17 protein-coding genes and 2 tRNA genes are annotated in these 13,950 nt (G+C 65.2%); 14 read left to right on the forward strand and 5 right to left on the reverse strand.

From position 1 onward, the window contains the following. Window positions 1-105: 105 nt before the first annotated feature. Genes HUW43_RS06525 through HUW43_RS06540 form a run of 4 tightly spaced genes read right to left on the reverse strand, consistent with a single transcriptional unit; the run spans window position 106 to window position 2,397 of the window. On the reverse strand, window positions 106-588 hold the full coding sequence (locus HUW43_RS06525; RefSeq protein WP_223181338.1) for a GNAT family N-acetyltransferase: 483 nt from the start codon (window positions 586-588) through the stop codon (window positions 106-108). After that, entirely contained in the window at window positions 585-1,214 is a 630-nt protein-coding gene (gene tsaB, locus HUW43_RS06530; RefSeq protein WP_223181339.1) for a tRNA (adenosine(37)-N6)-threonylcarbamoyltransferase complex dimerization subunit type 1 TsaB, read from the reverse strand. Before tsaB ends, HUW43_RS06525 begins: the two co-directional genes overlap by 4 nt. Next, the gene (locus tag HUW43_RS06535; RefSeq protein ID WP_188236629.1) at window positions 1,207-1,800 is read right to left on the reverse strand and encodes a malonic semialdehyde reductase; all 594 of its coding nucleotides are present in this window, start codon (window positions 1,798-1,800) and stop codon (window positions 1,207-1,209) included. Before HUW43_RS06535 ends, tsaB begins: the two co-directional genes overlap by 8 nt. Window positions 1,801-1,824: 24 nt before the next feature. Then, window positions 1,825-2,397, reverse strand: a complete 573-nt coding sequence (locus HUW43_RS06540; RefSeq protein WP_188236646.1) for a NifU family protein — start codon at window positions 2,395-2,397, stop codon at window positions 1,825-1,827. A 62-nt stretch (window positions 2,398-2,459) separates the two neighbouring features. On the opposite strand from HUW43_RS06540, the gene HUW43_RS06545 reads away from it, so the two are divergent. The 5 genes from HUW43_RS06545 (at window position 2,460) to HUW43_RS16010 (ending at window position 5,165) form a co-directional block, all read left to right on the forward strand. Beyond that, window positions 2,460-3,332, forward strand: coding sequence for a hypothetical protein (locus tag HUW43_RS06545; RefSeq protein WP_188236630.1), 873 nt, complete (start codon window positions 2,460-2,462; stop codon window positions 3,330-3,332). 75 nt (window positions 3,333-3,407) lie between these two features. Further along, window positions 3,408-3,483, forward strand: a tRNA-Thr gene (locus tag HUW43_RS06550). Between the two features lie 164 nt (window positions 3,484-3,647). Then, window positions 3,648-4,127 (forward strand): Hsp20 family protein, encoded by a 480-nt coding sequence (locus tag HUW43_RS06555; protein ID WP_188236631.1) that lies wholly within the window; start codon window positions 3,648-3,650, stop codon window positions 4,125-4,127. 89 nt (window positions 4,128-4,216) lie between these two features. Next, window positions 4,217-4,738, forward strand: a complete 522-nt coding sequence (locus tag HUW43_RS06560; RefSeq protein ID WP_188236632.1) for an Hsp20/alpha crystallin family protein — start codon at window positions 4,217-4,219, stop codon at window positions 4,736-4,738. After that, complete coding sequence (locus tag HUW43_RS16010) at window positions 4,722-5,165, forward strand: NADH dehydrogenase ubiquinone Fe-S protein 4 (RefSeq protein ID WP_188236633.1); 444 nt, start codon at window positions 4,722-4,724, stop codon at window positions 5,163-5,165. The genes HUW43_RS06560 and HUW43_RS16010 overlap by 17 nt, the downstream gene beginning before the upstream one ends. A gap of 16 nt (window positions 5,166-5,181) precedes the next feature. Here HUW43_RS16010 and HUW43_RS06570 read toward each other — a convergent pair whose 3' ends face one another. Beyond that, the gene (locus HUW43_RS06570) at window positions 5,182-5,451 is read right to left on the reverse strand and encodes an usg protein (RefSeq protein WP_188236634.1); all 270 of its coding nucleotides are present in this window, start codon (window positions 5,449-5,451) and stop codon (window positions 5,182-5,184) included. A gap of 494 nt (window positions 5,452-5,945) precedes the next feature. Between HUW43_RS06570 and groES the strand changes: the two genes are divergently transcribed. The 9 genes from groES (at window position 5,946) to HUW43_RS06615 (ending at window position 13,926) form a co-directional block, all read left to right on the forward strand. Further along, window positions 5,946-6,260, forward strand: coding sequence for a co-chaperone GroES (gene groES / locus HUW43_RS06575; RefSeq protein ID WP_120218745.1), 315 nt, complete (start codon window positions 5,946-5,948; stop codon window positions 6,258-6,260). A gap of 53 nt (window positions 6,261-6,313) precedes the next feature. Further along, window positions 6,314-7,933: a chaperonin GroEL gene (gene groL / locus HUW43_RS06580; RefSeq protein WP_188236635.1), complete on the forward strand. Its 1,620-nt coding sequence runs from the start codon at window positions 6,314-6,316 to the stop codon at window positions 7,931-7,933. Between the two features lie 98 nt (window positions 7,934-8,031). Beyond that, the gene (locus HUW43_RS06585) at window positions 8,032-8,385 is read left to right on the forward strand and encodes a hypothetical protein (protein ID WP_188236636.1); all 354 of its coding nucleotides are present in this window, start codon (window positions 8,032-8,034) and stop codon (window positions 8,383-8,385) included. A 424-nt stretch (window positions 8,386-8,809) separates the two neighbouring features. Beyond that, window positions 8,810-9,727, forward strand: coding sequence for an endolytic transglycosylase MltG (mltG, locus tag HUW43_RS06590; protein WP_188236647.1), 918 nt, complete (start codon window positions 8,810-8,812; stop codon window positions 9,725-9,727). A 33-nt stretch (window positions 9,728-9,760) separates the two neighbouring features. Continuing rightward, window positions 9,761-10,906, forward strand: coding sequence for a Kelch repeat-containing protein (locus HUW43_RS06595; RefSeq protein ID WP_188236637.1), 1,146 nt, complete (start codon window positions 9,761-9,763; stop codon window positions 10,904-10,906). Then, window positions 10,903-11,661: an alpha/beta fold hydrolase gene (locus tag HUW43_RS06600; protein ID WP_188236638.1), complete on the forward strand. Its 759-nt coding sequence runs from the start codon at window positions 10,903-10,905 to the stop codon at window positions 11,659-11,661. The genes HUW43_RS06595 and HUW43_RS06600 overlap by 4 nt, the downstream gene beginning before the upstream one ends. A gap of 212 nt (window positions 11,662-11,873) precedes the next feature. Continuing rightward, window positions 11,874-12,359: a 2'-5' RNA ligase family protein gene (locus HUW43_RS06605; RefSeq protein WP_223181344.1), complete on the forward strand. Its 486-nt coding sequence runs from the start codon at window positions 11,874-11,876 to the stop codon at window positions 12,357-12,359. Between the two features lie 61 nt (window positions 12,360-12,420). Next, a tRNA-Met gene (locus tag HUW43_RS06610) sits at window positions 12,421-12,497 on the forward strand. A gap of 190 nt (window positions 12,498-12,687) precedes the next feature. Next, on the forward strand, window positions 12,688-13,926 hold the full coding sequence (locus HUW43_RS06615; protein ID WP_188236640.1) for a tyrosine-type recombinase/integrase: 1,239 nt from the start codon (window positions 12,688-12,690) through the stop codon (window positions 13,924-13,926). Window positions 13,927-13,950: the final 24 nt, after the last annotated feature.

The following is a 13,950-nucleotide window of genomic DNA, read 5'->3' on the forward strand; positions in this document are numbered from 1 at the left end:
GGCTTTCCCAGAAGTCAGGCGGGAGATTATTGCATCTATTCTTTTGCATTTATTCTTTCGCCTGACCGAACAGTGGCACGTTGGACGCAATTGCGCAACGTCCCATCAGCCCGATCTGTCGGTCCGTCCAGAGCGACGCATCGTAATCGCGTCGCGCATCACGCCATCCCGACCGCGATAATAAGCAGCGCGGCGCCCGCATTCTGAAAAGCCTGCGCGCGCATAAAGATGAATCGCATCATTATCGGCCCGCATTTCAAGGAAATAGTCTTCGGCGCCTTGTTCTGCGGCCCACGCTTGCCAGTCGTCCATCAACCGCTGGCCGATTCCGCGCCCGCGATCCGCTGGATCGACCGCGAGCAGCAGCAGCTCGCTTTCCGGCCCCGCCATCCGCGCGGCGGAAAAGCCGCAGGCGCGGTCACCGTCCCACGCGATCGCAACCCGCGCCGAGGGAAGCGCGAACAAGGTCAGAAGCTGCGCCGCGCTCCACGCCTCGCCATAGGCCGCATCGAAGGCCGCCTCCATCACGCGCATCACGGCGGGGACATCGCCGACGCGCGCGGTGACAATGCGAACCGTGCCGGTCATGCGCCGATCATCGGTTTGGCGTCGGGCGCGCGCCCGTAGACGGGACTCGGCGGGCTGATCAGCGCGGCAGGCGGCAGGCGCAGAAAGGCGCGCGCGTCGGGCAGGAGCGTCAGCGCGCGCCCCGTCGTCCCGCGCCGTGCAAGGAAGGCTTCGGCGCGATTGCCGACGACCAGCGAATCGCCCAGCGCCACCGCCGCGTCGGGGGGCAGCGAGCGCACCTCGGCGCGGGGCGACAGGTCGGCGGCGAAAGGCTGGACAAACCATTGGCCGTGACCGCCCTCCATCACGACAAGCGCACCGCCCGCTTCGCCGATTGCATCGGCCGCAGCAGCGGCAACGAGCGCAAGGGTCGAAAAACCATGCACCGGCACCTGCCAGCCGAGCGCGAGCGCGCGCGCGGCGGCGACGCCGATCCGCACGCCGGCAAAGCTGCCGGGGCCGCAGCCAACCGCGATAGCGTCGGCGCGCCCGCCGTCCGCAAGCGCGGCGATCAACGGAACGAGCCGCTCGGCATGGCCACGGCCGATCACCTCATGGCGAAAGTCGACGACGCGCCCGCCCGCCACCAGCGCGACCGAGCAGGCCTCGCTGGCACTGTCGATGACGAGCGTTCGCTCGTCAGACAAGGCGATTGAAACGCTCGAAGCCCGGGCGCGGGCTGCGGTCAAAGATCGTCGCGGGGTCGCCATAGCCGAGCGTCGAAATGAAGTTACTCTTCACCTTGGGCTGGTCGGCAAAGAAGGCCTTGTCGACCGCGTCATTGTCGAACCCCGACATCGGCCCGGTGTCGAGACCGAGGGCACGCGCGGCGAGCAGGAAATAGGCGCCCTGCAGGCTGGAGTTGCGGAACGCGGTCGCTTCGGCAAGCGCATCCTTGCCCGCAAACCAGCTGCGCGCATCGGTGTGCGGGAAAAACTCGGGCAGATGCTCGTAAAACTCAAGGTCCATGGCGATGATCGCGGTGACCGGCGCGGCCAGGATCTTTTCCGCATTGGCGGGCAAGGCGTGGGCCGCGAGCCGCTCCTTCGCCGCGTCCGACACGCACCAGACGATCCGCGCCGGCAGGCTGTTCGCGCTCGTCGGCCCGAACTTCATCAGATCCCATATCGCGTGAAGCTGTGCTTCCGACACCGGCTTGTCGAGATAGCCATTATAGGTGCGCGCGGCGCGGAAAAGCTGGTCGAGAGCGCTGTCGGAAAGCGGCTCGCTCATAATTCGGTCTCCTGAAACACATGGTCAGACGGCGTGAACCGCCGTTACCTCGGGCACATAATGTTTCAAGAGCGACTCGATGCCATTTTTCAATGTGGCGGTCGACGAGGGGCAGCCGGCGCACGCGCCCTGCATCTTCAGATACACATGGCCCTTGTCGAAACCGCGATAGACGATGTCGCCGCCATCGTTGGCGACCGCTGGCCGCACGCGCGTTTCGATCAGCTCCTTGATCTGTTCGATGATGTCGGCGTCGGCCGGGTCATCGGCAAAGCCTGCATCCTCCGCGGGCACCGGAAAGGTCGCGCGCGCGGCATGGAACAACGGCACATCGGCAAGGAAATGGTCCATGACGATGCCCAGCACGTCGGGCTTCACATCCGTCCATTCGGCGCCGGGGGCGATCGTCACCGACACGAAGTCGCGGCCGAAAAAGACGCCCGTGACGTCGCCCAGCGAAAAGAGCGCGCTCGCAAGCGGCGACGCCTCGGCCTCTTCGGGGCTGGCAAAGTCGCGCGTTCCCGCCTCCATCACCGTCCGGCCGGGCAGGAACTTGAGCGTCGCGGGATTGGGCGTCGATTCGGTTTCGATCAGCATGCGGTGCATGTGGGATGCCATCGCCCTTTGTGCAAGCGCCATCGGGGCGCTAGAGGACGGCGATGCGCCGCTTCACCCATTTCGCTGCCGTCGACTGGTCGGGCGCGCGCGGCGAACGGCAGCGCGGCATCGCGCTCGCCATCGCCAAGGGGCGCGACGCCCCGGCGCTGGTGCGGCCCGGCCATATCTGGTCGCGCGCGGAGATACTGGCGTGGCTGCAAGGCGTCGCCGAAACCGGCGCCGACATGCTGATCGGCTTCGACTTTTCGGCCGCCTTCGCCTTTGCCGACCGCGGCGGCTATTTTCCCGAATGGGACGAAAGCCCGCCTGACATGCCCGCCCTGTGGTCACTGGTCGAGCGGCTCGCCGCCGCCGATCCGCATTATGAAACAAGCGGTTTCCTGCACCACCCGGAGGCGCGGCGCCATTTCCGTCACGGCGGCGGCGACGTCGGCGATCTTTTCGCGCCCGGCACGGGGCGGCTGCGCGTCGTCGAACAGCATCAGCGCGCGACGCGGCAGGCGGCAAGCGTCAGCAATTTCAACCTGGTCGGCGCGGCCCAGGTCGGCAAGGCGAGCCTCAGCGGAATGCGGCTGCTGCACCGGCTGCGCGGTCGGATCCCGCTCTGGCCGCTCGATCCCGTGCCGACGACCGGCCCGCTGCTCGTCGAAATCTATACCAGCCTTGCCGCGCGCGCGGCGGGACTTGCGGGCGGGCGCAGCAAGATTCGCGACGGACGCGCGCTCGACGCTGCACTCGCCGCGCTCGGATCGCCGCCCGCGGGCGTCGCCGGCCCGGTCAGCGACCATGCCGCCGATGCGCTGCTCGCCGCCGCATGGCTGCGCGACATATCGGCAAAGGCTGCGCCCTGGGCGCCCGCTCCGCTTTCCGGGGCGCTCGCGCGGACCGAAGGCTGGACCTTCGGCATCGTCTGACATGGTTTCGACAGGGCATATTTTCCGCTGGCAGATATTTCCATCCGTCCGAAAAATGCCTAGGGGGCGCAAGACGCCGGCTTAGCTCAGTTGGTAGAGCAACCGCCTTGTAAGCGGTAGGTCGTCAGTTCGAGTCTGACAGCCGGCACCATTCCCCAATCCGCGACAGGCGGCGCGCAGCCCTTGAATCGGGCGCAGCCGTTCCCAATTTCAGATGGCCGGATGCCGATCCGGGTCCGGTGGACATGGAGAGCGTCGGCTCTTCCTTACCGGCGCATCTCATGCCCGAATTGCTTCGTAAAGGAGGATTTGGAAATGAGGAGCAACTTTGACTTCACGCCCTATCGGCGTTCCACGGTCGGTTTCGACCGTCTTTTCGATCTGCTCGAAACCGGGATGCGCGGCGACGCGGCCGATGGCTACCCGCCTTTCGACATCGTGCGACAGGGCGAGGACAGCTATCGCATAACGATCGCGGTCGCGGGCTTCCGTCCGGACGAGATCGAAGTGATCGCGCAGCAGAACCAGCTTACCGTCACCGGCAAGCGCGCCAGGGACGACGGCAAGGGCGAATATCTGCACCGCGGCATCGCCGCGCGCGACTTCGAGCGACGCTTCCAGCTTGCCGACTATATCGAGGTCGGCGAGGCAGGTTTCGACAATGGCCTGCTTTGGATCGAGTTGAAGCGCGTCGTCCCCGAAGCGATGAAACCACGCAAGATCGCGATCGGCAGCGGCAATTCCACCCCCGATCGCATCGCATCGCGCAACAAGAAGGCCCTCGAATCGGCCTGATCGTCGCGCGAAGGCCGAAGCGCCGTCCGACCCGCCATGCCAGGCGGGCCGGTCGGCAACCTTGTTCCAGTCTTGAGGAGATGATTATCATGTCACTTCGCGATCTCATTCCGTGGAGCCGACAGGAAAACCGGCTCCCCATTGCAGCAGACACGCGCGACAGCGCGGAGTATGAAACGCATCCGCTGCTTTCGCTGCACCGCGAGGTCAATCGTCTGTTCGACGATGTGTTTCGTGGCCTTGGCGGCACAGGCCCGGTGCGGTTCGACGCGCGCGGCGTGTGGCCTCATATCGAAATGGGCGAAACCGACAGCGAAATCCGCATCACGGCCGAACTGCCCGGCCTCGAAGAGAAGGACGTCGACCTCAGCGTCGAGGAAGGCGTGCTGACCCTGCGCGGCGAGAAACGCGCGGACATCGAAGACCGCGACCGCGGCTATTCCGAGCGAAGCTATGGTCGCTTTGAACGCCGTATCGCCCTGCCGTCGGGGATCGACCGCGATAAGGCGACTGCGACGTTCAGGAACGGCGTGCTCTCCGTCCGCCTGCCCCGAACGGAGGCGGCGAAGAAAAATGTTCGCCGCATTCCGATCAATGGCAAGGCCGCATGAAGCCGTCGCCCGGACGATCGGGCTGATCCCCGACGACGTCCGGGCGATCGTCGAGCCGGTCCCCCGGCGCGCGTCATCGACATCAGGGCGCAGGTTTCGTGACCGCTGGCGGGTGCGCTTCGTGCCGCGATGGGCGCCTTCGATCGACCCGCTTACGGGCTGGACCGGCGGCGGCGATCCGCTTGCCACCGTGGAGTTGCAGTTCGCGAGCCGAAGATCCGCGGAGCTTTATTGTCGTCGCGCGGGCATCCCTTTCGAAAGCCGGGGCGTGCCGCCGGCTCGGTCGCGCGCGGCAAAGCTTCCGCCCGGCGACGCGATGGCGCTGTGCTGCTGGCCGACGGGGCCGCACCCGCGATGCTGCGGACGCTATCCCGTCGCGGGGCGATTTGCGGCGCGGAAAGACGATGAGCCGCAGCGCGCTGCATAGCGCGCTGCGGCAGCGCTCACTGGACCGAGATCACGCCATCGACCGCGCGCCACTCGGCCGGGCGGATCAGTCGTTCGTGCGCGATCCGCACCGAATGGAGCGCGGCCTCGATTTCCCGCCGCCAATGGTCGAGGAAATTGAACAGCACGGGAAAGTCGGGCGCGAGATCATATTCCTGCCAGACAAAAAGCTGCAACAACGACGGGTGATCGGGTCGGTAATAATGAATCTCGGCCGTGGTCAGCCCATAGCCCCGCAACTGCCGGGCCAACGCCGACTCGCTCATTGCGCGCGCGGACGCTCCCCGCCCCGCCCATCGGCCGTCGGCGGCATCATGCGTCCCCTGCGCAACGGGTGGGCGCGATTTGTGCCGGTTGGCCGACCGAATCCGGACCTGTCGCAGGGCGCGGCGCGGTCCGACGCCAACCGCGCGAGCACGGCGTGCGCGACCTCCGGTTCGAACCGCGGCTGGCGCTCAGCGTCAAAGGGATGAAGAATACGGGAAAATGGCTGCGACATGATCGTGCCTCCTTCCTGTGTCGCTTCCTGTTCGCGGCCGCGGCGCCGCGGCGCGGAAGCAATTTTGGACCGGATACGAGCCGCGTCAAGAGGGTCGGCAGCCGACGGAAACACATTCCCTTGGCACTCTCGATCCAAGAGTGCCAAAATTTTCTCGCGCCCCTCTTGAAGCGCGAAAATCGCTTTCCTAGCTCCATCATGCCGCCCGTCCGGGAAGGCGGGCGGTTCGCATCATATCGTTATGCAATCAGGAGGTTATGCATGCATTTCCGTCCCTTGCACGACCGTGTGGTCGTTCGCCGCATCGAAGCCGAGGAAAAAAGCTCGGGCGGCATCATCATTCCCGACACCGCCAAGGAAAAGCCGCAGGAAGGTGAAGTGGTCGCCGTGGGCCCCGGCGCGCGCGCCGAGGACGGCACGGTGACGGCGCTGGACGTCAAGGTCGGCGACCGCATCCTGTTCGGCAAATGGTCGGGCACCGAGGTCCGCATCGACGGCGAGGAACTGCTCATCATGAAGGAAAGCGACATCCTCGGCGTTATCGAGCGGGTCGAATCGCTGAAGAAGGCTGCGTAACGCCAGCCCGTTTTGACCAAATCGTGAAAGGAATCTGACAAGGAGGTATCCAGATGGCTGCCAAGGAAGTGAAATTTGCGTCGGACGCGCGTGATCGCATGCTGCGCGGCGTGGATACGCTTGCGAATGCAGTGAAGGTCACGCTCGGCCCCAAGGGCCGCAACGTCGTGCTCGAAAAAAGTTTCGGCGCACCGCGAATCACCAAGGACGGCGTCACCGTGGCCAAGGAAATCGAACTTGCCGACAAGTTCGAGAATATGGGCGCACAGATGCTGCGCGAGGTTGCGTCGAAACAGAATGACAAGGCCGGCGACGGCACCACGACCGCCACGGTGCTGGCTCAGGCGATCGTCCGCGAAGGATCGAAAGCGGTCGCCGCGGGTATGAATCCGATGGACGTCAAGCGCGGCATCGACCTTGCCGTCAACGCCGTCGTCAAGGATCTTGAGGCGCATGCCCGAAAGGTCAGCGCCAACAGCGAAATCGCCCAGGTCGCGACGATATCGGCGAACGGCGACGAGGAAGTCGGACGCATCCTTGCCGAAGCCATGGACAAGGTCGGCAACGAGGGCGTCATCACCGTCGAGGAGGCGAAAAGCCTGGCGACCGAACTCGAAACCGTCGAGGGCATGCAGTTCGACCGCGGCTATCTGTCGCCCTATTTCATCACCAATGCCGAGAAGCTGAAGGTCGAGCTCGACGACCCCTATATCCTGATCCACGAAAAGAAGCTGTCGAACCTGCAGGCGATGCTGCCGCTGCTTGAAGCGGTCGTGCAGTCCGGCAAACCGCTGCTGATCATCGCCGAGGATGTCGAAGGCGAAGCGCTGGCGACGCTGGTGGTTAACCGCCTGCGCGGCGGGCTCAAGGTTGCGGCGGTCAAGGCGCCGGGCTTTGGCGACCGTCGCAAGGCAATGCTGGAGGACATCGCGGTCCTCACCGGCGGCAATGTGGTGAGCGAAGAACTGGGCATCAAGCTCGAGAATGTGACGGTCAACATGCTTGGCCGCGCCAAGAAGGTGGTGATCGACAAGGATCATACGACGATCATCGATGGCGTCGGCGCCAAGACCGACATCGACGCACGTATCGGCCAGATCCGCCAGCAGATCGAGACGACGACCAGCGATTATGACCGCGAAAAGCTGCAGGAGCGCCTCGCCAAGCTTGCCGGCGGCGTTGCGGTGATCCGCGTCGGCGGCGCAACCGAGGTCGAAGTCAAGGAACGCAAGGACCGTGTCGACGACGCGCTTCATGCGACGCGCGCGGCGGTCGAGGAAGGCATTCTTCCCGGCGGCGGCATTGCGCTGCTCCGTGCGCTGAAGGCGCTCGACGGCCTCAAGGCGGCGAACGACGATCAGCAGTCGGGCATCGACATCGTCCGGCGCGCGCTCCGCGCACCGACGCGCCAGATCGCCGACAATGCGGGCGAGGACGGCGCGTGGATCGTCGGCAAGCTGCTCGAAAGCAGCGACTATAACTGGGGCTTCAACGCCGCCACCGGCGAATATGAAGACCTGGTCAAGGCCGGCGTGATCGACCCGGCAAAGGTCGTCCGCACGGCGCTGCAGGACGCGGCGTCGGTCGCCGGACTGCTGATCACCACCGAAGCGCTCGTTGCCGAGTTGCCGAAGGAAGAGAAAGCCGCGCCGATGCCGGCGATGGATTTCTGACCCGTGCGGGGGTGGCGGAAAGCCGCCACCCCCAATCGCCGCCACGCGGCGGACGCGCGCAATCAGCGGGTCGCTGCCACCGCGGCCCTGGCCGTCACATGCAACAACGCGCGAAACTCGGCGAGCAAGGCGGGGTCGGCGGGATCATATCGGCGTTCGCTGCCGAACTGGTTGCCGTTGCAAACATAGAAAGCGTCGTGACGTCGCGCGGATGCGGCGAGGTCACCCGAGAATCCTTCGACGATGGCGCCCGCGATCGTTTCTTTTACGTCGAACGAACCATAGTTCCCGATCGCCGCCCCGACGCCCGCACGAAATTGATCGCGGCGCCGACAGCGCACCCATCAGCGGAACGATCCGCCGCTTGTGAAAATCCTGCCTCATTCCCCACCCCTTCCATCTCGCCGAACGATGTTCCGCCCCTGCAAACGCATGGCGACGACAAAAAATGATGCGTCCTGTCCTGTATGAATAATAATAATACGCGCCCCATCTATATCCTTCGGCATATGGACCCGGCGCAGCTCCTGGCCTCCGTGGGCGGGGGATGAAATCCCTCTTTCCTATATGGCGCCGTCATGCTCTAGCAGCACCAAGTTCGCCGAGGCTTCAGCTGGGGCTCGGCCCTTGGGGCCGATCGACCTTCGGGCAATGGCGAGCCGAAAATGGGGGTTCAGCGCGACCCGAAGCACGGCGTGCCGATGGCCGGTGAGCGACGGAAGCGCAAACACCCTCATTGACAGGCCGCCGGAACCGAATGTCGATCGCCCATAAAGCCACAGAGGACACAAAGGGCCCGTGCATGCGGGTCTTTGGTGGCTTTGGGGGGAACCGCAAGACTGACGGGAGATAGGTGTGCATCCGTTCCGCTGGCTGATGGTCGCGATCCTGACCCTGATGCTCGCCGCCTGCTCGCCCGGCGCACCGAAAGACGCCGAAATTGTCATCCCCAAAGGTGCGAGCATCGCCAGGGCTGGCGAGATACTCGAGGAAGCCGGGCTGGTTTCGGCGTCGAGTTTTCGCAATCAAGCCCGTTTTTTCGGATCGGACGAGCCGATCAAGCCCGGCGAATATCGAATCGAAAAGGGGATGGATGCAGGCGATATTCTGAAGCTGCTCCAATCGGGTAAGACGATCCAGCGCCTGGTGACGATTCCAGAGGGCATGCCTTCGATCATGGCCTGGGAACGGTTGATGGCAGAGGAGCGTTTGACGGGCGAAATCCCCGTGCCAGCCGAGGGCAGCATCCTGCCCGATTCCTATGCGTTCACCACGGGCGAAAGCCGCGCGGCGGTGGTCGCGCGAATGCAGGCTGCGATGGACAAGGCCTTTGCCGAATTGTGGGCGAAACGCAGTCCGCGCACGGCGGTGAGGAACCGCAACGAGGCGATCACGCTTGCCTCGATCGTCGAAAAGGAAACCGCCGTCGCGGCCGAGCGCCGCACCGTCGCGGGGGTCTATACCAATCGCCTCGCGGTGGGGATGCGGCTTCAGGCCGATCCGACGATCATTTATCCGATCACCAGGGGCAAGCCGCTCGGCCGCCGCATCCTGCGTTCCGAAATCCAGGCGGTGAACGACTATAACACCTATGCGATGGCGGGGCTGCCCAAGGGGCCGATCGCCAACCCCGGCAGGGCGTCGATCGCCGCCGTGCTCGACCCCGAAGCCAACGACTATCTCTTCTTCGTCGCGCGCGGCGACGGCAGCCATGTCTTTGCGCGCACGCTCTCCGAACATAATGCCAATGTCCGGAAATGGTATGCGCTTCGCCGCGAACGAGGGGAAATGTAGGCGCACCGCGAAAGGGATGATGGGAGGATGAGGATGCGAACTTTGTCGATCACACTGGCGCTTGTCATCGGGCTGGCCGCCTGCGCGGCGAACGGCGAGGGGGCGGCCAATCCGCATGCCGCCGACGTTCGTTTCGAGGACGGGCCGCGCCTCGGCGCGCCGCGGGCGACCCATCAACTGATTGCGACCGCGGACGGCAAGCTGCTGGCCATCGGCGGCTGCGTGCGTTCGGGTTGCGACGTCGGGCCCGCCAGCGCGACGGTCGACATCATCGATGCGGCCAGCATGGCGCTGGTCGGTCGCGGCCGTCTGCTCGCCGCGCATGTCCAGCCATCGGCCGTCGCGCTGCGCGACGGCCGGGTGCTGATCGCAGGCAGCTGGATCGACGGGCGCCCGGCCACGTCGATCGAGATATTCGATCCCCGAACCGGCAAATCGGTCGCGGGACCGGCGTTCGGCGGACCGCGGGTCAATGCCGCCGTCGTCGGACTTGCCGACGGACGGGTTCTGATCGCCGGCGGTTATGACGGCCAGGATGCGCTCGGCGATGCGCTGATCTTCGATCCCGCCAGCGGAAAGCTGTCGGCGGCAGGCCGGCTCGTTACGCCGCGCGCAGGGGCCAGCGCCACCTTGCTGTCCGATGGCCGGGTGCTGATCGTCGGCGGCGGACGCGCCGAACGACGCCCCCGGATCGCCCTTGCGAGCGCCGAAATCTTCGACCCGGCAACGGGACGCTTCGAGGCAGCGGGATCGCTGGCGGAAGGGCGCTACAAACATGGCGCGGTCCGGCTCGACAATGGTGACGTGCTCGTCGTCGGCGGCTCCGATGGACGCGATTCCGGCGGCAAATTGCGTTCGGTCGAACGGTATGATGTGGCCGCGGGCCGCTTTGTGCCCGCCGGTCAGTTGCTCGCCGGACGCTACAAGCTGGCGGACACCCTGCTTGTTCTGCCTGGAAACCGGGTGCTCGTGGCGGTCGACGATCTGATGCCCGAGATTTTCGATGTTGCGAGCGGTCGCAGCAACCGGGTCGACCATGACCTCGGCGATCGCTGGAACTTCATGGCGCTGGCGCGCGTCGATTCGCGGCGCGCGTTGCTGGCCGGCGGTTACAGCGAAAAGGGGATCGACCCGACCGATCGCAGCTGGGTCATCCATCTGCCGACGGGGGCGTCGTGACCACTGCCAAACTCTTTCTCCATGGTGTGCCGGACAGCCCGGCGATCTGGCGGCCCCTGCTCGTTGAACTTGACCTTGGCGACACACCGGTCGCGGTGCCCGCGCTCCCCGGTTTCACCGCGCCGCTCCCCGCGGGCTTTGCAGCGACCAAGGAAGCCTATGCCGACTGGGCGGTGCGAGAGGCCGAAACGCTGTTCGCCGCGCACGGACCGATCGACATCGTCGGGCACGATTGGGGTGCGCTGTTCGCGCAGCGCGTGGCGATGCTGCGCCCCGATCTCGTCCGCAGCTGGACAGCCGCGAACGCGGTGATCGAACCCGAATATCGCGGGCACCGCATCGCGCGCATCTGGAACACGCCCGTCCTCGGCGAAATCTTCATGGCGCTGAGCCAGGCCGACAAGCTCGCCAGGGGGCTGGCGGCGCAGGGGATGCCAGCCGATATCGCCGCAGAGGCGGCGGAACAGTGGAACAACAAGGACAAGCGCCGCGCAATATTGAAACTCTATCGTTCGGCCAGAGGCTTGCGCTTCGCGCATGATTGGGCGCTCGACATTCCGAAACTCCCCGCAAGCGGCGCGCTGATCTGGGGAGCGGGCGACCCCTATGTCGAACTGGCCGTCGCACAGCGCTATGCCGCGAGCACGGGCACGCCGCTGACGGTGATCGACCGGGCGGGTCACTGGGCGATCGCCGAACGCCCGGCGGCGGTCGCCGCGGCGCTGCGCGCTTTCTGGAATGCGCTTGAAACCTGATCGGATCAGACGATCAATCTGACCTGATTAATCGATTGGATCGCCACGCGGCGGCCGGTTAGGCCAACAGGTATCGGGAAAGGATGTTCCCCATGGGCACTGGCAAGCGCGGCACGACGCGGCCTTTCCCTGCCGATCCCGAAAACAGCGATCCGGATACCCCCCCTCCCGTCCGGTTCTCTGGCGCCGCGCCCATCATCGTTACGGCAACGATGGGCGCGGCAGACCAGCGTTGGTTCGACGCGCTGCGCGCCGCGCATTTCCCGTCCGAACGCAATCATCTTGCGGCGCATGTCACGCTGTTTCACCAGTTGCCGCCGTCGGCGCTGGATGAACTCGACCAACTGCTCCGCCGGATAGCCGCCGACACGCCGCCGCCACCGGCGATGCTGGGTGCGGTCTATTCGCTGGGTCAAGGCGTCGCTTTCCACATCGACAGCCCCGACCTGCTGGCGATCCGGGCGCGCATCGCCGACCGTTTTTGGGGCATGCTCACGGCGCAGGACCGGGGGACGCCGCGGCTCCACATCACGGTCCAGAACAAGGTCACGGCCGCTGCGGCACGCACACTGCTCGCCCGTCTGGCGGCGGACTTTCGGCCGCGTCCACTGGCGATCACGGGACTCGCCGCGCATCATTATCGCGGCGGCCCGTGGGAAGCGGCTTGTGCCCGCTCTTTCCGGGGCTCACGCAGATGATATTGACCGGCGCGGCGAGCCTGCCTATAGGCGCGGCTCGCCCGAAGCGGCAGCCCCGTGGGGCGGAGTAGCTCAGCAGGTTAGAGCAGCGGAATCATAATCCGCGTGTCGGGGGTTCGAGTCCCTCCTCCGCTACCAACCCGGATTGTCCACCAGTGACCCACTGAGGCCACTGGCAGACATTTTTCGAGGAAAATCAAATATTTTTCGCGTCCCGTTGCGTACGCCGGCGTCCCGGTGCGACCCGCTGCGGCCACCCACGGCGATTTGGATTGGGGGTATTTTGGGGGTATTTTTCGGCTGTCCCCAAAACAGGCGATACCCCCAGATGGCTTTGAAAGAACTTGAGGTCAAATACGCCACCAAGCGGCAGCGCCCCTACAAGCTGTCCGATGGAGAAGGCCTGCACCTGCTCGTCCAGCCGAACGGATCGAAGCTCTGGCGCCTGAAATACCGCTTCGACGGCAAGGAAAAACTGCTGAGCTTCGGCAAATATCCGACCGTCACGCTGGCGATCGCCCGCGAGAAGCGGACCGAAGCCAAGCGGCTGCTCGATCAGGGTGAGGACCCCGCCGAGGCCAGGAAGCGGGCGAAGAAGCAGAGGGCCGCGCTCAAGCTGTTCGAAGAGATTGCGCGGGCCTGGCACGCCAATCGTATTGAAGGGCTGGACTCGGCCCATGCCCTGCGCGTCATCAACCGGATGGAGCGCGACGTCTTTCCGGTCATCGGGAAGCGTCCGATCACGGAAATCGACCCGCCCGAGATTCTCGAGATGATCCGCGCGGTCGAAGCGCGCGGCGCCCTCGATATCGCCCGTCGCCTCAAGCAGAACGTCAGCCAGATCTATCGCTTCGCGATCGCGAGCGGCTGGGCGACCATCGATCCGACGCTCGGCCTCAACGATGCGCTCAAGCCCAAGCCGCCCGTCAGGCACATGGCGCGCGTGCCGCTCGCGGAGTTTCCGAAGCTGGTGCGGGCGATCTTCGCCTATGACGGCGAGGACACGCCGCGCCGCCGCGAGATCACCCGTGACGCGCTGCTGTTCACCTTGCTCACATGGGTCCGAACCAGCGAAACCCGCTTCGCGGCCAGGGACGAGTTCGAGGATCTCTATGGACCGAACCCGCTATGGCGTCTGTCGCCGGAGCGCATGAAGATGGAACGTGAGCATCTTGTTCCGCTGTCCCGCCAGGCCGCAATGATCGTTCAGCGCCGCTTGCAGGCGACGAACGATGCGTTCCTCTTTCCCGGAGCCAAGCCTGGAAAGCCTATTTCCGAGAACACCATGATCTATGCCTGTTATCGGATGGGGTATCTCCATCGGCAGACGGTACATGGGTTTAGGGGGCTCGGCTCGACCTGGGCGAACGAAGCCGAACGCTACAAGCCGGATTGGATCGAGATGGCGCTCGCTCACGAGGACGAGGATGAGGTGCGCGGCGCTTACAACAGTGCGCTCTATCTCACACCGCGAAGGCGGATGCTCCAAGACTGGGCCGACGTGATCGACGCGGCAACCGCAGTGTCGAATGTCGAGAAGAAGTTAGCGTCCGCGCTCGTGGTGTAATTTCCGGTGTAGGCGATGGTGTAT

The sequence above is a fragment of the Sphingopyxis sp. LK2115 genome (assembly GCF_014595975.1).
GTDB lineage: Bacteria > Pseudomonadota > Alphaproteobacteria > Sphingomonadales > Sphingomonadaceae > Sphingopyxis.

Excerpts from the sequence above, each read along its gene's own strand:
- HUW43_RS06525 (WP_223181338.1), bottom strand. The coding sequence starts at position 588 with ATGACCGGCACGGTTCGCATTGTCACCGCGCGCGTCGGCGATGTCCCC.
- HUW43_RS06535 (WP_188236629.1), bottom strand. The coding sequence starts at position 1,800 with ATGAGCGAGCCGCTTTCCGACAGCGCTCTCGACCAGCTTTTCCGCGCC.
- HUW43_RS06540 (WP_188236646.1), bottom strand. The coding sequence starts at position 2,397 with ATGCTGATCGAAACCGAATCGACGCCCAATCCCGCGACGCTCAAGTTC.
- HUW43_RS06545 (WP_188236630.1), top strand. The coding sequence starts at position 2,460 with ATGCGCCGCTTCACCCATTTCGCTGCCGTCGACTGGTCGGGCGCGCGC.
- HUW43_RS06555 (WP_188236631.1), top strand. The coding sequence starts at position 3,648 with ATGAGGAGCAACTTTGACTTCACGCCCTATCGGCGTTCCACGGTCGGT.
- HUW43_RS06560 (WP_188236632.1), top strand. The coding sequence starts at position 4,217 with ATGTCACTTCGCGATCTCATTCCGTGGAGCCGACAGGAAAACCGGCTC.
- HUW43_RS16010 (WP_188236633.1), top strand. The coding sequence starts at position 4,722 with ATGGCAAGGCCGCATGAAGCCGTCGCCCGGACGATCGGGCTGATCCCC.
- HUW43_RS06570 (WP_188236634.1), bottom strand. The coding sequence starts at position 5,451 with ATGAGCGAGTCGGCGTTGGCCCGGCAGTTGCGGGGCTATGGGCTGACC.
- groES (WP_120218745.1), top strand. The coding sequence starts at position 5,946 with ATGCATTTCCGTCCCTTGCACGACCGTGTGGTCGTTCGCCGCATCGAA.
- groL (WP_188236635.1), top strand. The coding sequence starts at position 6,314 with ATGGCTGCCAAGGAAGTGAAATTTGCGTCGGACGCGCGTGATCGCATG.
- HUW43_RS06585 (WP_188236636.1), top strand. The coding sequence starts at position 8,032 with ATGCAACAACGCGCGAAACTCGGCGAGCAAGGCGGGGTCGGCGGGATC.
- mltG (WP_188236647.1), top strand. The coding sequence starts at position 8,810 with ATGGTCGCGATCCTGACCCTGATGCTCGCCGCCTGCTCGCCCGGCGCA.
- HUW43_RS06595 (WP_188236637.1), top strand. The coding sequence starts at position 9,761 with ATGCGAACTTTGTCGATCACACTGGCGCTTGTCATCGGGCTGGCCGCC.
- HUW43_RS06605 (WP_223181344.1), top strand. The coding sequence starts at position 11,874 with ATGGGCGCGGCAGACCAGCGTTGGTTCGACGCGCTGCGCGCCGCGCAT.
- HUW43_RS06615 (WP_188236640.1), top strand. The coding sequence starts at position 12,688 with ATGGCTTTGAAAGAACTTGAGGTCAAATACGCCACCAAGCGGCAGCGC.